This window comes from Xenorhabdus japonica (assembly GCF_900115195.1).
Lineage (GTDB): Bacteria > Pseudomonadota > Gammaproteobacteria > Enterobacterales > Enterobacteriaceae > Xenorhabdus > Xenorhabdus japonica.
In genome coordinates this window covers 1-19,531 of the sequence record NZ_FOVO01000040.1, presented here as the reverse complement: position 1 = coordinate 19,531, position 19,531 = coordinate 1, and the positions used below count along the sequence as shown (strand labels likewise).

Genomic DNA, 19,531 nt, shown 5'->3' with positions numbered 1-19,531 from the left:
CATGAGTAAACGCACTTACGACCTCAACGGTTGGCTGGAAGTGAAAGATAACCCCATTTCAAAAGTGGGAGTTTTTGATTATATGGGCTTTGAAATTAATGCCCCTATCCCCGACAAGCTCTACAAAGTGCTCCGTCCACAAGAGGAGCTGGAAAGTGCAGCCACTATCCAATCATTCAAACTGATGCCGTTTGTGGATGAGCACGAGATGATGGGAAGAGACGCTACACCCGCCGAGAAAAAAGGGATACAGGGGGTTATCGGTGAAACTGTCTACTTCGACTATCCCTACCTCAAAGGCAATATCAAAGTCCTTTCCAATTCAGCATTAAGCCAAATCAACGGGGGCAAGATCGAACTCTCCCCCGGTTATCGCTGTAAATACGATTTTACCCCCGGCGAATTTAACGGTGAACGTTATGACGCCATACAGCGGGATATCAGAGCGAACCACCTTGCACTGGTGGAAGAAGGCCGAACGGGGACAGACGTCGCCGTACAAGACCACAGTGTTATTACTATCGATACGATGGAGTTAGTCAACATGAATCCAGAAGAGAACAAAGACAAGCCGACGACCGACAACGGTTTTACCCCGGAGCAGGTCGAGCAGTTACAGGCCATGATTGCCGCCGCGATGGCGGGTCAAGCGCCTGCCGCTGACGAAGACCCGGAAAAGAAAGAAACCGGCGACGAAGATCCTGAGCAAAAGCAGCCGGACTCGGAAGAAGAAAAGAAAGCCGAAGACGCCGTAGAAGAAGCGGAAACCGCCGCCGAAGCTGCCCAAACGGGTGAACCCGAAGCGGTGGAAAATGCCGAGATTGCCATTGAAGCCGCAGAGCAGGCGATTGAAGAAGCCAAGGAGCATCTTGCTCAGGCAACGACTGACAGCCTGAACCGTCGCATCAAGCGCATTCGTCGTGGCATTCAGGCGATGGATGATATTTCCCGCCTGAAACGCAAGGTTAGCCGGCTGGAGAAAGCCAAGCCCACGCTGGATACGGGCGAAATGATTAAGCAACTGGCAGGCCGTGACACGCTGGCGCAGAAGCTGACCCCGTTTGTCGGCGTCTTTGACCACAGCAGCATGACTAAACAGGGAGTCGCGGAATACGGGGTGAAACAGCTCGGTATTCCCTGCCAGAAGGGACAGGAAACTGTTGCGCTGGACGCGTGGATGCACGGGCGCGTACCGGATGCACAAAAACCAACAACCACAATGGATGGCACAACCAGCCAACAATCCATTAAAGACAAGTGGAGTCAGCAATAATGGCAATACCGAAAAGTATTCTCAGCGGTCTGGTCAGTGGTGTCGTGGGGGAAACCTCTCACACTGGCCCCATTCGTGCAATCAGCGCGGTGCTGTCCTCAGCGGATGAAAAAAAGAACCTGTTCGGGCGGGCCTATACCTACAGGGATTTTGAGGTGGAGTCGGTGCAGGTGGGGGGAACCGAGCCTTTTGCGGGGATTATGATCAACCCGAAAGCCTACCGTATCGGGGAAAACTATGCCCTGAACGGCACGACAGGCGAGTTTCTCACCATGGGGGAAGTCAATGTGCAGCTGAAGTCCGGTATCAAGCACATTAATGCCCCGGTGATATTCAATGCAGAGGGGGAACTGTCCGCCAAAGAGAGTATTGCGGCAGGAGACCGGGTTATCGGCTTTGTGTCCCGCCATCTGGAGTCAGCGGAAGATCCGCATTTGTGTGTCATTCGCCTGACTGAAATTCCGTACCCAACCACAGCAAAAGGGGAATAACATGGCTGTCAGTCAAGAGAAGTTTTATCTGTCAGGAAGAGAGATCCGTCAACATGGCCCGTTGAATATGACGGCTGACCAGAAGTGGACGTATGGCGAGCTGGCGCAAATCGGCTTTGGTGGCCTGCATGCGATGGACTCGGCGTTAACCGGCCCGGCGGCAGCGGGCGGCTTTATCCAGCGTCATATGTTGCAGCATGTCCTGCCGGGACTGATCCGTACCGCGACCCGTATTCGCATTCTGGATGAGATCACCGGTGTGATGAACGCGGGTGAATGGCATCACGAAGAGATGATGCTCAATGTGGCCACGCCGGTAGCGAAAGCGGAATTGTACGGTGACCACACCAATATCCCGCTGGCCAGCTATGAAAATAATATCGAACGCCGGGGCATTGTGCGTTATGAGCAGGGTTTTCAGGTGGGGAAGCTGGAGGAAGCCCGTCAGAGCGCTGCCGGGTTCGAAGCCGCCGCCGAAAAACGCAACGCGGCGACCGAATCACTGGAAATGTCCCGTGAGCGTACCGGCTATTTTGGCTTTAACAGTGCAGAGACACGGGTATTTGGTTTGTTGAACGATCCGAACCTGCCTGCCTATGAGACGGCCAAGAAAAAATGGCCGGATGCCACTTTTGCCGAGATCACCGCAGACATTACTGCGATGTTTTCCCGTATCGAGCTGTCGTCTGGTGGACGTATCAAGGACGACACCGCTATTACGCAGGTCTTGCCGCTCGGTTACCGTTCGGTGCTGAATATTGCCAATCCGGTGGCACGGGGTGAGACGGTGATGCAGTGGGTCAAAGAGAACTACCCGAACCTGCGCTTTGTGTTCTCGCCGGAATTCCGGGAGGCCAATGGTGGCGCGAATAGCACCTATCTGTTCGCGGACAGTGTGGACGATGGTTCAACCGCCACCAATGCCACACTCTTGCAAGTCGTGCCGGTGAAATATCAATTATTGGGGTCGGATAATGGCATCAAGGGCTATCTGGAAGATGCGACCAACGCCACCGCCGGTATTTTTGTGACCCGCCCGTGGGCGATCACGCGCCTGACCGGTATTTAATTCCTGCCCTCGCAGGGGGGCACTCTATTTTGAAATGTAAGGCAGGAGTCTCTTCATGTCTCAATCTCTCTATGTTTATTGCATTCTGTCCAATGACCAGAACTACGCGGTGCGTGACGGGTGCGTCTTTATTCACGGGCAGGCTAACATTATGACCCGAGCCATGCACACCCCGCGTGGACGGGTGACCGAAGTCAGTGCTGAGCAATATGCGCAACTGAAAGATAACCCTGTTTTCACGCTGCATAAGGAAAACGGTTTTATCACGGTGGAAAGCCGCAAAGCCGATCCGGAAAAAGTGGCCACGGAGATGGAAGCCAGTGATCAATCCGCCCCGGATACGCCAGAGTCACTGGAAGCGGAAGGCAAGGACACCCCGAAAACCAATAACGGGAAGGGTAAGTAATGATGACGGATACATTCCCCATAGAATCGTTTCAGGTGTTGTATCCGCAGTTTGAATCACTACCCGACGATGACGTTTTTATTATTGCCGAATCTGCCCGCAACTACTTTTCTCCCTGTCGGGGTGTGTGTACCTATGAGTTGTGGATATTGGTGGTCGCCCATATGCTGCAACTGCGCCAGCTTATTGCTCAGGGTGAATCCCCCACAGGCGTAGTGACAGCGGCGACCATAGGCAGTGTGAATGTGTCGTTTACTGCGCCGCCGGTCGGATCGAATACGTCCCACTGGTTCAATCTGACGCCGTTTGGCCAGCAGTATCTGGCGTTACTGAATCGCTGTGGCCGGGCGCCATTTTATGTGGGGGGTGGCGGTGAACGGTCAGCCTTTCGCAGTGTGGGCGGGCGTTTTCCTCATCGTGGGAGGGTATTGCGATGAATCCCAAATTGGCACATTTGAAACGGATCTATGACGAACTGGGCAAGAAGCAGGTGAAGGTCGGTTTCTTTGCACAAAGCCAATATTCCGATGGGACACCGATGGCTTATGTTGCCACCATTCAGGAGTTAGGCTATCCCGCAGGCGGTATTCCTCCGCGTCCTTTTATGCGTTCTGCCATGAGTGAGAATCAGGCTAAGTACAGCGGATTAATGGCACATGCCGCTCAGGCTGCTATCAATGGGGATATCTCGGTGTCGGCGGGGTTAACACAGGTGGGCAGTGTTTCCGCAGGTGATATCAAGCTGGCCATTCGTGCCGTCACTACACCGCCCCTGAAAGACAGCACGATAGCCGCACGGGCAGGCCGCCACAACAAAGGCAAAGCCACCAATAAACCGCTGGTGGATACCGGACAGATGTTACAGGCCGTGGCGTTCACCGTGGAGGACAAATAATGTTTGGCCATTTACACCGTATGGCGTCGCGCTATATCCCGCAACAAACGGCGCTCTGGTATCGCTTTAAGACGCGTGAAGAGGATGAGTTAGGACAATGGCAAAGTGTCTATCATGAACCCCTTCCCATCAGCGGAAGCTGGCAGGCGGTCGATACGCAGGATGTGCAGGAGATGGGGCTGGATACCGCGAAAGTTTATCGCAAGCTCTATACCTCGCACGATATTAGCCATATCCAGCGAGGGGCTGCACCGGATTATCTGGTCTTTGCGGGCCGCCGCTATGAGGTCACCGGGGATGCCGATTGGTATGCCCAAGATGGCTGGAAGTCGGTGATCTGCATTGAGGCAGGCAGCCATGACGGATAAGGAAGTCTATCGCGCTATCCGTAATCAACTACTGATACAGCTAGCGGAAGCGGGGATTGCGATTCCGGTAGTGGCAGGTTTCCAATCGACCAAGCAGGGACGGGAGGACAGCTTTGTGATGTTCTTTCCCATTGAAGAAGCCGCCCATGGTTGGCAGGGGCGTAATTATCACATTGTCGGGCGTGATGCTAACCACAAAGAAACCCAGCTGGTGGAAAAAACACTGCAGGTGCAGGGTGTGGGTGCACACGATAAGTACACCGCGAACGATATCACGGCGACCGTGCGTATGATGGTGAACTCCTTGCCCTTTGTGGAAGCCCTGCGCAAACAGGGGATCGGCGTTCAGCGTGCCGGCAACCTGCGTACCCCGTTTTTTATTAACGACCGGGGTGACTATGAGATGTCACCCTCGTTTGACGTCAAAATCACACACCCGCGTGTCATCACGCCCAACACAGCCGCTATCAGCGCGCTGTATCCCGATATTTACCGAATCTAAAAGGTATTTTATGCCAATCAAACAAACCCGATACGTCGATATCGCCAGTGCGGTGATCGGCGCGTCTGCCGTACCGATGCGCAAACTCACGGCTCGTCTGTTTTCGACGCACCCCAAAATTCCGGCGGGCAAGGTACTGGAGTTCGCCCCCGGTCAGGTAGACGACCTGCTGGGCACGGATTCCCCGGAAGCGAAGTTCGCCCGTCAGTATTTCAGCTATGTCAGCCCGGCGCCGGTCAGTAAGCCGAAGGCGCTGCAAATTGCCGCGTATGAGCCGATAGGCCGGGCACCTGCGATTTATGGCACCAAAGCCGCTGCGCTTGATGAACTGAAAGCGTTAGTGGATGGCACCATTACCGTGACCATTGGCGGCGTGATGAAAGTGTTCGGCGACATTGATCTGTCCAAAGCAACGTCTTACGCGGATATCGGTTCGGCGGTACAGGCCAAACTAAACGCAGACAAAACGCCCCAGTTCTCCAATGCTTATCTCACCTTTAACGCGATGGACAGTGCCTTTGTGTTAAGCGGCGGCGTGCAGGAAAAAGCCGAGATCAATGTGGCCTATTCGGTATTGGCGGATGCAATGGGCTTATCCTCCGGCACCCGTTCGGCAGGCAATGCCGCGCAATCCCCGCTGGATGCCTTTCTGGCAGCCGAAAAAATCTCTGACTCGTTTGGCAGCGCCACGTTCCTGACGGAGATGGCGTTAACACAGGCCGCTGAACTGGCGCAGTATGTCGCCGGGGAAAACGTTAAATATCAGCTGCATCTGGCGGTCACGGCAGAAAAAGCGGAAGACTGGAGTGCTGCATTGATCGGTACGGCCTCAACCGGGCTGAACCTTAAGACGGATGATAACGCGTTTGTGCAGGCGTTGCCGATGGCAATCATGGCCGCCACCGATTACGACCGGACCCATGCCGCCACCAACTATATGTATCGTCAGTTTGGGGTGACCTTTCCGTCCCAAATCAGCGCCGATCGGGAGGCTGACCGGTTCGATAAGTTGCGCGTCAACTATTACGGTGAAACGGCTGTGGCGGGTTCACAAATCCGCTTTTATCAGCGGGGTTTCCTGTGCGGTTCGTCGTCTAACCCGCTGGATATGAGCGTTCATGCCAACGAACAGTGGTTAAAAGCCCATATTACCCAGCAATGGTTCAGTTTAATGATGAGTACCCGCGGACTGCCGGGAAATAAAGACGGCGCAGCCCGTGCCATGACCGTGATTGCGGGCGTAGTCACCAAAGCGCTCAATAACGGCACGATTTTACCGGGCAAAATCTTAACCGACGTGCAGAAACTCGCTGTAGCCGATGCGTCTGGCGATGATTTGGCCTGGCATGACGTACAGGACAAGGGCTATTGGTACAACACGCAGATTGTGGAGCAGACAGGCCCATCGGGATTACCTGAATATGTCATGAAATACGTGCTGATTTACAGCAAGGGCGACTGGGTACGTAAAGTCGATGGCTCGCACAATCTGGTTTAAGGCTGGTTTTAAGGAGTAAGAAAAATGTACGATGTTTCTGCCACCGGCTTAAGTCTGGTAATACAGGCCAGCACCACCTTCCCGGCAGGGATTCAAATCACCCGGTTTGCCGATGATGCCGATCCGCTGGATTTGCCCGCTGTCGATATCGCGCAAACGGGCATGGATATCAATGGCAACCTGAACTACTGGTCAACGCCCACCCCGCAAACCATCACGATTAACGTGCTGGCAGGCAGTGAGGAAGATGAAAATTTGGCGATTTTGCTGGAAGCCAACATTGCCAAGCGTGGTCGCCGCCATGCCGGTGACATTATCACACTGGTTGCCTCCTATGGCGATGGTTCGACCACCACAGCCCGTAATGGCAAGATCACCAACGGCAGCCGGGGTAACTCTGCCGCTAGTGCCGGGCGTCTGAAATCCAAGCAATACACCTTTGTATTCCAAGATTTCGACCGCACTCGCGCTCGCTAAGTTTTTTCATCCTATCAGGCGGATTTTTCCGCCTTTTTTGATCTGAGGCCATGATGTTAATTAAACCCAAAACCATCACGATCACCGATGCGGATCGTGAAGCGCATACTTTTATTATCAGCCGACTGCCTGCCACGGTGGGGCGTGAGATTCTGGCGAAATATCCCCTGTCCAACGCGCCGAAAATTGGTGATTACGCCATCAGCCATGAAGCCATGCTGAAGATGATGCGCTATGTCGCGGTTGAACGGGATGGCGAGGAAATGCTGCTGAAAACGCAAACCCTGATTGATAACCATGTCCCGGATGGCGAAGCGTTGATCCGGCTAGAGCTGGAAATGCTGCGGTATAACACCAGTTTTTTCGGGGCCGACGGGAGCCTCGGTTTCCTCCAATTCCTGCTGGACAAAATCAGCGGTTCACTCCCGTCGATTATCAAAACGCTGATGGGTTCGTTGCCGTCATCGTCAGCGCCGGCTACGCCACCCTCACCGAACTCAAAACGTCCATAGATTTGGAAGAGGCATTTGACCTGTGGGAAATCGCCATCACCAATCGGTATAACGAGCGGCTTGCGGCGTCAACATCGAGGTAAGTTATGTCACTGTTAGATACCTTTGTGCAGCTCTTTGAATTTGATACCCGTCAGGCGGATGCGGCGTTTAACCGGTTCCGCCGCTCAACCGATGACATTATCGCCGATATGAAAAAGGCGCAGGAAGCTGCCACGGACGGGGCAGGCAGTGTGGGCCGTTTTGTCCAAGAGCTGGCGGCAACATTGCAGGACGTATCCGGCGGCGAGTCGTTTGACATTGACGTCAATATCCATGACACCCACGAAAAACTCACGTCGGTTCGTACCCAAATCAGCGAGCTGGAAAGCGCTATCGCCACCCTCGATAGCCAGCGCGAGCAGGCTAATCAGGGCATGCAGGACAGCGGCGATACGGTGACGCAGCTGAATGCGCAGTATGCACAGCTACAGAATGAATTAACTGCCCTGAATGGCGAACTCAATAATCTCACGGAGGCCGAGAAAAAGAACCTCAAGGCGAAAGAATCGGTTGACGCGATTGTGGCGTCTCTGCATGCCGACTACGCCCAGTTTATTGAAACCATGCGCACCAAGGGTATTCAGGCCGCTATTGATGAGGCTAAGGCACAAAGCCATTTACAAAGCATGCTGACCGAGACAGAGGGCAAATACAAAGCCGCGGGGGAATCTGTGGCCGGATTTGCCACTAAGGCGCTGGGGGCAGTCGGTGTTGTGATGAGCATTGGCAGCATTTTTGCGGATGCCGTCTCACGCTCACAGGAGATTGAGGCACTGGATAAACTGAGTCAACGAATCGGTATCGCCACCGCGGATATGGATGCATTCAGCGGGGCCATGGCCGAGTTGGGCGGCAGTCGCGAAGCCGCGCAGGCTGATCTCACTGCAATGGCGAAAACTTTTGGCAATACCACGGCGTCAATGGAAAAAATTCTGTCTACCGCCGATAAAGTCAAAGGAATGAAATTTGATAAGGCCAAAGTCACACTGGAAGGCATGGGTGTGTCCGATGAGAAAACCGTCGAGCTGATGATGAAAGGCCGCAAGGAGCTGGAGCGGGTTATGGGGATACAAAAGGAATATTCCGGTATCACCAAGGAGAGCATCGAAAAGTCTATCAAGTTCAATGCCGCCATGAACAAATTCAACCAATCTTCGGGCTTGCTGAAAAACAGCTTTCTGGAGATGGTGATCCCCGTTCTTGCCAAAGGCATGACGTGGTTGTCTCAGTTTATTGACTTCTGCAAGGACAATAAGAACCTGATTATCGGCTTCTTTCTCGCTATCGGGATTGCGGTCGCCGCCTACTATGTGCCCCCCATGTTAGCGGCTGCCGCCGCGACACTGGCGGCAACCTGGCCTATTCTGGCCATTATCGCCATCATTGCATTATTGGCCGCGGCCTTTGCCCTTGTTTATGACGATATCATGAACTTTATTGACGGCAACGATTCGATGATAGGCCGGATACTGGACAAGTACCCGATGCTCAAGAAAGTCGTGATGATGCTGTGGGAAGCATGGCAGACCCTGTTTGGCTACCTCAAAACGGCGGTGAAATTTGTCGCGGATATCGTGATTGCCGCCTTTAATTATATGGATCAGAAAATCACGGAATTTATCAATTGGCTGCTGGGTTCGGTGGCTTCCCTGACCGAATGGGGCAGTCAGTTCAGCGGCGTCTTTGAGTCGGTCTCGGATACGGTGGTGGGCGCATTTAAATGGATGTGGGAACAGGTGCAGAAAGTGATTGGCTGGATCAGTAACGGACTGGATGCCGTGTCCAAAGGATTAAGCACCGTGAAGGGCTGGTTTGGGTTTGGCGAGGATAAGAAAGTGGAAGTGGTTGAGCGCTCCATTAATGAAGCGGGTGAAATCACGGCCAAACCGCCGAAGCCAGACAATACCAAAGCCGATGACAAACAGGCACTGAAAGCCGATATCGACAAACTCAACCAGAGCCTGACCGCTGCGTCCAATCATCCGCTTAATCCAGTGACCAGTCAGGCGATCAGTAACCAGTCGCACCAGACCCATGAAGTGAATACGCAAATTGGGGAAATCAACATCAAAACAGAAGCAACAGATGCACAGGGCATTGCCAAAGATATGAAAGGTGAACTAAGCAATCAGTTAAAAGATCTGAGTCAGCAAACCGCCACGGGGGTAGCCAAATGATCACCGAGGTGAAAATCTTTCATGTGGACAGCTTCGCCACCTTGTTCGAAAGTGCCAGCCCGATACAAATCAGTGTCCGCGATGAGCATAAAGTCACGAAGTTTCAGGTGGAGAACGGCGAAACCCGCAGTGATCATATTGTGGTGGAGGCGGTAGAAATTGGCATGGAACTGTTGCTCACCGGTGAACTGAAAAACAGCTTTTCGGCTATGCAGCAAGCCTATGACACCCATCAACTGGTGGGTATCCAGACACGGGTAAAAACCTACCAGCCGATGATACTGGTCAACTTTTACCACGATGAAGTCCCGGAGATGGCGGATGCCATCAAACTGTCTTTACGGTTTTCGGAATGGCGCACGATTGAGCCGGAATACGGGGAACTGCCGCCGCGAAAAGTGGCAAAGAAAACCCAGTCCGGCACGGTCAACCGGGGCAATGTGCAGACCAAAGAAGCGGCGGGGCGTAAAAAATCCGTGGCCGTCAAAATCATGGATGGCGACGACCTGTTTTCGTCATAAACCATGCGGAGGTGACTATGCGTGAAATTCCGTTACGGGCGATACCCAATCAACGGCTGGCGGTCACGCTGGACGGCGTCAACTGGGTTATCACGATAAAAGCAGCGCGTCAGATGATGATCTGTGATATCCAGCGCGATGAGGTGATGGTGATTCAGGGGAGCCGGTTAATCCCCAATGCTCCGTTAATTCCGTATGCCTGCCTCGGTTCGGCAGGGAATTTTGTTTTGCTCACCGAACAGGATGAGCTGCCGTGGTGGGCACAGTTCGAGTCCACTCAAACCTTAATTTACTGGAGTCACGATGATAGACCTGAGACGGATCCGGCTGGGGATTGAAGTCAGCGGGCGGCTCAACTGGTACGAAGGCATGCGCCTCTCGGCTTCCGGCACTAAATACGCCAACCCGCTGCAAAATGAATGCGCGGTTAATATCGACGGCCTGGGCAGCGATACCCGCGATTATCTCCTGACTCAGACCAGCCCCTACACTAAAAACAAACAGCCACGCCGCCTGATACTGGAAGCGGGCAGGGTCAATACCGGTCTGTTCCGGGTATTTGTCGGCGATATCGTCAGCGCGGAGATTGCCTCACCGCCCGATGTCACGCTAACGCTAAAAGCTAAAACGGGTAACAGCCGTAGCGGGGAAATAATTTCCTCGTCCGGTGGGGCAATGAAACCGCTGTCTGAGATTGCGCAGGGCATCGCCAATGATTGCAAAGTGAAACTGGATTTTCAGGCGACGGATAAAAATATTGCCAACTGGTACTACTGCGGTGCGGCGCTGTCGCAAATCGCGCGCTTGCAGGAATCTGGTGGGGTGAAGGCGTTTATTGATGATGAAGTCCTGTATGTCAAAGACAGCCACAGGGCGTTAAAAAACCGCCTGCGCATTTTAAATATGACGTCGGGCATGGTGGGTATTCCCAAAGCCACCGAAAAGGGACTGGATGTCAGCTTCCTGATTGACGGCGAATCGTTTCTGGGCGGCCTGCTGCGACTGGACAGTAAACTGAATAAATCCCTCAACGGCGATTACATTATTGAGCAACTGAAATTCGATATTGCCTCCCATGATGACGCTTTTTTCTACACGGCAACCTGCAAGCGAGCATAACCATGAATCAACCGAACAGTGATATTGCGAGCGAAGGCAGCCTCGCGGGGCAGTTTATGGCCGCCTTTCGTAACCTGATGTTAAACGTGGAAGATATGTTACCGGCGACGGTCGTCAGTTATGACGACCAGACCAACCGGGCGATCATCAAGCCGCTGGTGATGATGGCGACCACTGAAGGGCAGACCCTTTCCCGCGCACCGGTGCATAATATCCCGGTGTTTCGTTTTGGCGGCGGCGGTTTCTTTCTGCGTGTGCCCGTCAAACCCGGCGATGTTGGCTGGCTGAAAGCCAATGACCGTGATATCAGCCTGATATTTCAGCGCGGCGGGCAGGAAGACCAGCCCAATACCGCACGGCTCCATTCGTTCAGTGATGCAATGTTCTTTCCCGACACGATTAAAGGCTGGGCGATTGACGGTAAAAATCTGGATGCGCTGGTTATCCAGTCGATGGATGGCTCAGTCTGTTTGTCGTTACACAGCAATAAAGCCGTACTGGAAACACCCCGTTTTGAAGTCAACGCCCCGGAAACCCTGTTCACCGGCAATGTCACCATCAATGGCAATCATGCCGTGAACGGTAACAGTGATTCTTACGGCGGTACGATGCGGCATAACGGCCACAATATTGGCGATACCCATCAACATCGTGGTGTACAGACAGGCGATGGCAATACGGGGGGGCCACTATGATCACGTTTGCCGTGGATGACAATAATGACCTGAAGCTGGGGGATGACGGCAATCTGGCGATGGCCCGCAATGCCGGGGCCGTCAGCCACCTTTGTGTGCATTATGCCCGTGCCCTGCGGGGTGAAATGTTGCACAAGGTCGATAAGGGCATCCCCTACTGGAAAACCACCTTTGGCCGTCACGCCGATATACCCATGTTTGAAGCGGCGTTTCGTGAGCGGATGCACGAGGTGGACGGGGTGGAAGAAGTCGTCTCTTTTCAGGCAGAAATTGCAGATAACGAATTACATTACATCGCGGTGATCCGCTCAACTTACGGGAGTTTTACCCTCAATGGCTGATTATCAATATATAACCCGGCAGGGCGTGATTGTGCCGGATACGGCGGATTTGCGCGGCGAGGTGGAAAATGACTTTTTCGCCGCGTTCGGGCAGGACATCGATCTGTCACCGGAGACTCCACAAGGGGTACTGGTGACGATGGAGACCGAAAACCGCGATGCGATGGTCAGGAACAATGCGGAACTGGCGAACCAGATTAATCCCGATATCGCCGGGGGGATATTTCTGGATGCAATCTGGGCGCTGATGGGCGGCAGCCGTTTTGCGGCTACCCGTTCTTATCTTTCCAATGTTGAATTCGGCGGTGTGCCGGAGACGATTATTCCCAAAGGCGCCCAAGCGGAATCGGTCACCGGGGCGCTGTTTGAAACGATCAGCACCCTGATTATCGGCAAGAACGGCAAAACCACCGGGGATATGCGTGCGGTACTGTTCGGCACGGTGGAATGCAAGGCCGGCCACCTTGAACGGGTCGCCAGTTCGGTGCTGGGCTGGGAAACCGTTAATAATCCCACCCATGCGGTGGTCGGGCGTGAAGCGGAATCGGATATTAGCGCCCGGCGAAGACGCAAGCAGACGCTGGCTAAGAACACTGTCAGTGTGGGCGAAGCCATCACGTCTTCGCTATACGAACTGGAGGGCGTGAATTCGTTGTCGTTTCGTGAGAACTATGCGTCGCAGATCATCACGGTTGATGGTATTAAGCTGTTGCCCCATAGCGTCTATGTTTGTGTGGAAGGCGGCGACCGTGAGGAAATCGCCCGGGCCTTACTGCGCACCAAAACCATCGGGGCGGCCTATAACGGTAAAGAAGTGGTGACGGTGACGGAGCGGGTAAGCGGGCAGGAATATGAAATTCGTTTTGATCGTCCGACCGAAAAAATCATCTTATGCCGGGTCACGGTGAAAAAGTCCACGATGGATGCGCAAAGCATCATTCCGGCGGCGATTGAGCAATGGGTACGGGGTGAGCAGGAAGGTGATAACGGACTGGTGGTCGGGCGGGAGGTGTCACCGTTTGAAATCTCGGCGGCGATTAACAGTATTGAAGCGCGACTGTTTATCACTAAAGTCGAGCTGTCAACGGATGGCCAGAACTGGCTGATGGGTACGATCCCTGTCAAACTCAACGAAGTGGCCCGATTACATCGGGGTTCGGTGCAGGTGGTGATGACATGAAAATACAGGCCGTTGATTTTCATTCTGACCTGTTGCGAGCGATCCTCTGGCAATACGAAAATGCCCCGAAGCTGAACACGCTGGCACGTCGTAAGGCGGCGTATTTTGAGCAAAGCAATGTGGCGTTCTGGCACAACTGGTATCACGATGTGTTTAATATCGATACGGCCAATGATTTCGGACTGGCCGTGTGGGCGCGTATTCTGGATGTGTCTTTGGGCATTGATGTGGCCCCCAGTGATAAAACCAAAATGGGTTTTGGCTTCGGCAAGAAACGCAACTTCAAGGGGAATTTCCGGCGCAATGCCGATTATACCCTGATACTCACCGCTGAACAAAAACGCCTGATTATCCGTATGCGCTATTTCAATCTGACGCAAAGCCCGACTGTGGTTAACATCAACCTCTTTTTAGAGCGCTTCTTCTGGCGTAATGAAAGCAAAGTATTTGTGCTCGACCCGCTCGACATGACCTACCTGTATTACGTTTTCAACTTCAACCCCGATGAGCATCTCAGGGTTTTACTCGAAAATTTTGACCTGATGCCGCGTCCCTCTGGCGTGGGCGTCAAATACCGTATTGTCACCAAACAAGCCTTTGGCTTCGGTAAAAAACACACCAACTTTTTAAGCAGCAACTTCGGAGCTTAATCATGACGAAAATCTTTAAAACCCCCTTTGCCGCACTGGGGGACAGGGTAGCTATTCCTAATGAAGTCCAGCCAGACGGGGCTGTCTCGTATACTCAGGGCTACGGCTATGATTACGAACGTGACCAGAACACCGATCCGGCCGCGAAGGATATTGAACGTGAGAAAATGAACGGGATTTTTCACGATATTACCGAAGCGGTGGGGGAAATACAGGCGTTTGGCGTGGCGAAATGGTCGTTAGAGGCACAGCCTTATCCTTTGCGTGCGGTGGTCTACCACAACCAGAAACTCTGGCAGTCGCGGATTGAAAATAACAAGGAAGAGCCGAAGGTGAGCCATGCCTGGGGGGAGTTAAAAGCCGACCTGACGGCGGGTGATGTGGGGGCCTATAATAAAGAAGAAGCCAATCAGCGCTTTCAGCCGTTGGGGAATTATACCCCTGCGGGATACAGCTACAATAAGGAAGAATCGGATACCCGTTTCCAGCCGAAAGGAAATTATCAGCCTGCGGGCAATTACGCACTTAAGGGGGAGAGTTATCCGAAGCCAGAATCGGATGCGAAATACCAGCCAATGGGGAATTATTTGGTAGCCGGCTATAGCTACTCGAAAGGAGAAAGTGACGGCAAATATCAGCCTCGCGGTAACTATCAATCCGCCGGAAATTATCAGCCGGCAGGGAATTATGCCAGTGCTGCCTCTCAAACTTTCACGGGTGAAGTGAGGGCACCACATATCGTAACGGGTTCAGGTAATAATCTAAGCTTTTTTTTTCAAAGAGATGGTATTTGGTGTTGGACCGCTCAACAAAATGGCGCTTGGATAGGTGAGGTTAGGCATCCCGGTAGAGGGGGGATATTTTCCCTGCAAGGGGACAGCTACACGAAAGGAGAAAGTGACGGCAGATATCAACCCCGTGGAAATTATCAGCAAGCGGGGAACTACCAGCCAGCCGGAAATTATCAGCCTGCCGGGAATTATGCGGTTAGGGGAGAATGTTATACCAGAGGGGAGTCTGATGGACGATATTTACAGCGTGATGCAGGTACTCGGCGAACTCAAGAAAAAATTGTTTGGACAGGATGGGTTCAAGATAGTGGAACTATGAATTGTACTGAAAGTATAGCTGGTTGCTTGGTTTATGTTAGAACTACGTCAGGTCAATGGTTGCCACTAGAAGTTCCTGTTAATCAAAGAGTATTCTCTACGCAATGGCCGGGAGGTTTGTGGGGCCAAATTGAATTTGTACCACCTTCGACCTTGAAATGGCAGGATGGTTCACAAATAATGGATCAAGTGATATTGTCAAAATAAAGTCTATACCCTCTTTAGGGCTACTCCCTAAAGAGGTACATATGATTTATATCAGAGCACATACCTACCTAAAAATTTTATGGCATATTTTCATTAATTATTCTTCATGAGATAAATTTCATTAATTCCCTTCTTGGTCTTATATGTCGTTCTTATGATATAAAATGTGACGTAATAAATTTCTAATCTATTCATTGAAAAGTGCCCAAATAGATTCTTCCGTATTGATAAACCGAATTACTGATGTTTATAGGCGGAGATGACCAACCGCCTTCATATTATTTAGCAATGTACTTTGTTGATTAAATGAGGGTTAAATATGAATACTCAAGATAGCAAACCTGATAAGGCACCGAAAAAAGATAATGTGTTTCCTGATATCCCAATCAGGGAAAAACAAACTGCCACGCTAAGCCGAGCTGAAAGCGGTGTCAGTAATATCTTTGGCTTTGGCTATTCACATGCCAATTTCTTCAACAGCCACTTCGGAGCCTAATACCATGACAAAAACATTTAAAGTTCCCTTTGCAGCGCAGGGAGATAGATTTTCTATTCCTGATGAAGTTCAAGCTGATGGCGCTGTTTCCTATGCAAAAGGTTATGGTAGTGGATATGGACTTGATCCAAATGAAGATCCTACCGCAATGAATATTGAACGTGAAAAGATGAACGGGATTTTCCACGATATCACCGAAGCAGTGGGGGAAATGCAGACCTTTGGCACTGCTCAATGGAACAGTGATGCACAGCCTTATCCCATGCGGGTGTTGGTTTATCACAATAAAAAAATCTGGCAGTCGCGCCTTGAGAATAACAGAGAAGAGCCAGAGACGGGTATATCTTGGGTAGAACTAAAAGCTGATCTGACAGCTGGAGAGGTGGATGCCTACAGCAAAGAGGAATCTAATCAACTCTTTCAACCAAAAGGCAACTACGCTCTTGCTGGGAATTATGCGTTGAAAGGTGAGAGTTATACTAAATCTGAATCCGATGCTAAGTATCAACCTGTAGGGAATTATCTGACTGACGGGTATAGTTATTCAAAAGACGAAAGTAACAACCGCTATCAACCGAAAGGCAATTATGCCCCCGCTGGTAACTATTCCTTGAAAGGTGAAAGTTATACTAAATCGGAATCAGATTCGAAGTATCAATCTAAAGGAAACTACCAGCCTGCAGGCAATTACGCAGTGCGTGGAGAAAGTTACACAAAAAGGGAGTCAGATAGTAAGTATCAACCGAGTGGGAACTACCAACCTGTTGGTAATTATGCATTGAGGGGAGAAAGCTATACCAAAGGAGAGAGCGATGGTAGGTATCTACAAAAAGATACTGGTACTCGTAGAACTCAAGAAAAAACTGTTTGGTATGGTTGGGTACAAGACAGCGGAGATATGGTATGTACTGAAAATATAGCCGGTTGTTTAGTGTATATTAAGCTTGATAATGATCTGTGGATGCCATTAGAAGTACCTGTTAATCGGAGAGTGTTTATTACACAATGGCCCGCGGGATGGTGGGGTAGAATTGAATTTATCCCACCTTCGACATTGAGATGGCAAGATGGATCACAAATAATGGTCGAAGTGGTATTGTCAAAATAGGAATAACTTACGACCACACAGACCAAGTGGTCGTAATATGTTAGCTTACTCTATTTGTGAAAATGGCAAAACAGATTCATCTGCTGTTAACACTCTATCATTATTTTTTTCTCTGTTAAGAATTGATGGTTCAATATCGTATCCTATAAGTTCTGATAATATGTATTTATTCATTAGCCCACTTAAGTAACCATCTTTATTTCGGAATGATTCTATAAATTGGCAATTATATTGGCTATCATTTGATTTGTACATGAAAGGCACGAGGTATTGATCTCTGCCTTTTTGATAACCATGTCCTTTATTAATTATTTCTCCATGATCAGATGTATATATCACAGAGTAGTTAATGTTGTTTTTATTAATGACGTCAAATATATTATTTATAACTCTATCTGTATGGTGGATAGTTAAGTCATATTTATCAGCACTAGGTAGTGCTAACTTGTCATCATTATCGTAATTATTATAAGGCATATGGCTACCATGTAAGTGAATTACAATAAATTTTTTTTCTTCGTTATCTGAAAGAACGTTATGTAATAGAGTGCTGAGGTTATTGTCTTTAAAGTTTGTAAATTTTATTATATCAGATTTTTTTGCGATAAACCCGTATTTAGATGAATGAAGTCCATCCAGATCTTGCGAGCCTAGCCAATAAGTCTTGTAGCCATTTGATTTGGCCATTTCTATTATTGATTTATTTTTAAATAAGTTCTCTTCACTTTCAGGTGTATGAAATGCAAGAGACATAGAGACAGAGTTTCTTGTTATTGGTGCGCTAGAATGTGCATCTTTAATTATACAACCTCCATTAGAAGAAAATATACGATCCATGTTTGGGGTTGTGTTTAATTTATATCCATATGCACTATAATGGGTTGATAGTGATGATTCCCCCATTATTAAAATAACAGTATTAACTCCAGGCTTATTCCTTCCTATTATTGATTTGTTAAGTTCATTTATCTTATTAATGTTTGCATATTTATCATTTGAATGGCTTGAAATGTATAAATAAGCAAAATCCCCAATAACAGCAGGGTATCTATCTCTTATAAATCGACCAACTGTTTTATCATCCTCTCTTATGTCTGATAATAATTGTTTGTCGACAGCAGAGGTGCTAAGACAAAATGTGATAAGAAAAATAAAAATAGGTGATACTTTAAATACTATATGATATTGAATGTTTTTTGCTTTTTTTCTTATTAGAAAAAATAAAATTATTGTAACTACTAAAGACGGCAATAACATTATAAAAAATAAATGCCTGGCCATAGATAATGATTCTTTTTTATTCGTCTCAACAAATGAATCTAAAACTGATACAGATATTCTTTCACCGAAAAAAAGAGAGTAATTTATTTGGATGATAAGAAAGAAAAGTAGCGTACTACCAGTGCTGAACAAAATTTTATTGTTTCCCTTAATTAACAGAAAAATTGATAAGAGCAATGCAAAAGTTGATATGTGAGGTATACTGGAATCTTTTTGAAAGATAAAAAAATTCAGTAGATAAGATAAGCCCAATGTTGTAACAATTGTTAAAATATACTTGTAAAAAGTGTGGCTCATTAATTTCATAATTAATATTGTTTAATAGTAAAATAAAAATAATATTAGCATACTTTTCCTAATTCTTCATCTCCACAATTATAATCTGCTTGCAAAAACGCCAGCAGTTTACTTCCTAGCACATCTATGATCTCTCGCTTTTCTTTCACCATGTGATGCTGGATATTCTGTCAATGTAGTTGGCGAACTGTTGCGTTGTAGAGGTGGTATCTCATCTTCTTCGATTAGAAAACACATAGAAATGATTAGCAATAAGCAAGGTTCAATGTTCATTTTATGCTCTATTTATTCCTAATTATCAATGGCAATTACATGTAATCGTTTGGTTTTTAAGAGTGTTAACAGTGATTTATATTAGGAGTAAGTGATTTAACGTTTTGATTTTATTGAAAATAACAACGATTTAAAATCCCTCGGCTGTAAGGCTGTGCGGGTTCAAGTCCCGCCCTGGGCACCAAATAAAAACTTACTGGTAAACAGTAAGTTAGGATACGAAGAAGCCACCTTTTGGGTGGCTTTTTTCATGGTTTTAAACTGCACGAAAATAGCAAAGTGGCGACGAAATGGCGACGGAGTGGCGGCGCAGTTTTTCTTTTATCGCCAAATTCCCTTCAATTGACCTGCTTTTCACAGTGACTTCGCTCACGAATCGAAATTAAAAGATCCAGTGTGCGAATATAAAAATTCCCTTCTATTTTCGAAAGGCTTTCTACCTTCTGGCCTAGGGCAAACGGGTCTAAATTGAACAGTTAGTTCAGTGATGTGCCTTCAGTACATAAAGGTAGGAACATTGATGATCGTTTGTGATTTACAATCC

At 49.2% G+C, this 19,531-nt stretch carries 23 protein-coding genes; 22 read left to right on the top strand and 1 reads right to left on the bottom strand.

All coding sequences use genetic code 11. The features are described from left to right. Position 1 precedes the first annotated feature (1 nt). From BM135_RS13540 to BM135_RS17550, 22 genes are all read left to right on the top strand, one after another. Complete coding sequence (locus tag BM135_RS13540; RefSeq protein ID WP_092520411.1) at positions 2–1,273, top strand: DUF2213 domain-containing protein; 1,272 nt, start codon at positions 2–4, stop codon at positions 1,271–1,273. Beyond that, entirely contained in the window at positions 1,273–1,764 is a 492-nt protein-coding gene (locus BM135_RS13535) for a structural cement protein Gp24 (protein WP_092520410.1), read from the top strand. Before BM135_RS13540 ends, BM135_RS13535 begins: the two co-directional genes overlap by 1 nt. Before the next feature lies 1 nt (position 1,765). Further along, positions 1,766–2,833: a major capsid family protein gene (locus tag BM135_RS13530; RefSeq protein WP_092520409.1), complete on the top strand. Its 1,068-nt coding sequence runs from the start codon at positions 1,766–1,768 to the stop codon at positions 2,831–2,833. Between the two features lie 55 nt (positions 2,834–2,888). Continuing rightward, positions 2,889–3,239 carry a hypothetical protein gene (locus tag BM135_RS13525; RefSeq protein ID WP_092520407.1) on the top strand — a complete coding sequence of 117 codons (351 nt, stop codon included), beginning with the start codon at positions 2,889–2,891 and terminating at the stop codon, positions 3,237–3,239. After that, positions 3,239–3,676 (top strand): DUF4054 domain-containing protein, encoded by a 438-nt coding sequence (locus BM135_RS13520; RefSeq protein WP_092520405.1) that lies wholly within the window; start codon positions 3,239–3,241, stop codon positions 3,674–3,676. The genes BM135_RS13525 and BM135_RS13520 overlap by 1 nt, the downstream gene beginning before the upstream one ends. Then, positions 3,673–4,134, top strand: a complete 462-nt coding sequence (locus BM135_RS13515) for a hypothetical protein (RefSeq protein WP_175486149.1) — start codon at positions 3,673–3,675, stop codon at positions 4,132–4,134. Before BM135_RS13520 ends, BM135_RS13515 begins: the two co-directional genes overlap by 4 nt. Further along, complete coding sequence (locus BM135_RS13510; RefSeq protein WP_092520402.1) at positions 4,134–4,502, top strand: phage collar protein; 369 nt, start codon at positions 4,134–4,136, stop codon at positions 4,500–4,502. The genes BM135_RS13515 and BM135_RS13510 overlap by 1 nt, the downstream gene beginning before the upstream one ends. Continuing rightward, positions 4,492–5,004 carry a phage gateway protein gene (locus BM135_RS13505; protein ID WP_092520400.1) on the top strand — a complete coding sequence of 171 codons (513 nt, stop codon included), beginning with the start codon at positions 4,492–4,494 and terminating at the stop codon, positions 5,002–5,004. Before BM135_RS13510 ends, BM135_RS13505 begins: the two co-directional genes overlap by 11 nt. Positions 5,005–5,014: 10 nt before the next feature. Continuing rightward, positions 5,015–6,502, top strand: a complete 1,488-nt coding sequence (locus tag BM135_RS13500; RefSeq protein WP_092520398.1) for a DUF3383 domain-containing protein — start codon at positions 5,015–5,017, stop codon at positions 6,500–6,502. Positions 6,503–6,526: 24 nt separating this feature from the next. Further along, positions 6,527–6,979: a phage tail fiber protein gene (locus BM135_RS13495; RefSeq protein WP_092520396.1), complete on the top strand. Its 453-nt coding sequence runs from the start codon at positions 6,527–6,529 to the stop codon at positions 6,977–6,979. Between the two features lie 53 nt (positions 6,980–7,032). Next, on the top strand, positions 7,033–7,491 hold the full coding sequence (locus BM135_RS13490) for a hypothetical protein (protein WP_092520394.1): 459 nt from the start codon (positions 7,033–7,035) through the stop codon (positions 7,489–7,491). A gap of 86 nt (positions 7,492–7,577) precedes the next feature. Then, entirely contained in the window at positions 7,578–9,710 is a 2,133-nt protein-coding gene (locus tag BM135_RS13485) for a coiled-coil domain-containing protein (protein WP_092520391.1), read from the top strand. Further along, the gene (locus BM135_RS13480) at positions 9,707–10,231 is read left to right on the top strand and encodes a phage baseplate protein (protein WP_092520390.1); all 525 of its coding nucleotides are present in this window, start codon (positions 9,707–9,709) and stop codon (positions 10,229–10,231) included. The genes BM135_RS13485 and BM135_RS13480 overlap by 4 nt, the downstream gene beginning before the upstream one ends. A gap of 17 nt (positions 10,232–10,248) precedes the next feature. Beyond that, positions 10,249–10,569, top strand: a complete 321-nt coding sequence (locus BM135_RS13475; protein WP_092520389.1) for a phage baseplate plug family protein — start codon at positions 10,249–10,251, stop codon at positions 10,567–10,569. Continuing rightward, positions 10,535–11,350, top strand: coding sequence for a baseplate hub protein (locus BM135_RS13470; RefSeq protein WP_092520388.1), 816 nt, complete (start codon positions 10,535–10,537; stop codon positions 11,348–11,350). Before BM135_RS13475 ends, BM135_RS13470 begins: the two co-directional genes overlap by 35 nt. Before the next feature lie 2 nt (positions 11,351–11,352). Further along, positions 11,353–12,045, top strand: coding sequence for a Gp138 family membrane-puncturing spike protein (locus BM135_RS13465; protein ID WP_092520387.1), 693 nt, complete (start codon positions 11,353–11,355; stop codon positions 12,043–12,045). Then, positions 12,042–12,386, top strand: a complete 345-nt coding sequence (locus BM135_RS13460; RefSeq protein ID WP_092520386.1) for a contractile injection system sheath initiator — start codon at positions 12,042–12,044, stop codon at positions 12,384–12,386. The genes BM135_RS13465 and BM135_RS13460 overlap by 4 nt, the downstream gene beginning before the upstream one ends. Then, positions 12,379–13,566, top strand: a complete 1,188-nt coding sequence (locus tag BM135_RS13455) for a baseplate J/gp47 family protein (protein ID WP_092520385.1) — start codon at positions 12,379–12,381, stop codon at positions 13,564–13,566. Before BM135_RS13460 ends, BM135_RS13455 begins: the two co-directional genes overlap by 8 nt. Beyond that, entirely contained in the window at positions 13,563–14,216 is a 654-nt protein-coding gene (locus tag BM135_RS13450; RefSeq protein ID WP_092520383.1) for a DUF2612 domain-containing protein, read from the top strand. Before BM135_RS13455 ends, BM135_RS13450 begins: the two co-directional genes overlap by 4 nt. Before the next feature lie 2 nt (positions 14,217–14,218). Beyond that, entirely contained in the window at positions 14,219–15,532 is a 1,314-nt protein-coding gene (locus BM135_RS17555; protein WP_245737407.1) for a hypothetical protein, read from the top strand. A 319-nt stretch (positions 15,533–15,851) separates the two neighbouring features. Then, a complete protein-coding gene (locus BM135_RS17070) occupies positions 15,852–16,028 on the top strand; it encodes a hypothetical protein (RefSeq protein ID WP_175486147.1) in 177 nt (58 codons plus the stop codon). 4 nt (positions 16,029–16,032) lie between these two features. Then, complete coding sequence (locus BM135_RS17550; RefSeq protein WP_092520380.1) at positions 16,033–17,136, top strand: hypothetical protein; 1,104 nt, start codon at positions 16,033–16,035, stop codon at positions 17,134–17,136. A gap of 45 nt (positions 17,137–17,181) precedes the next feature. On the opposite strand, the gene BM135_RS13430 is transcribed toward BM135_RS17550, so the two are convergent. Then, positions 17,182–18,714: a phosphoethanolamine transferase family protein gene (locus tag BM135_RS13430; RefSeq protein WP_245737406.1), complete on the bottom strand. Its 1,533-nt coding sequence runs from the start codon at positions 18,712–18,714 to the stop codon at positions 17,182–17,184. Positions 18,715–19,531: the final 817 nt, after the last annotated feature.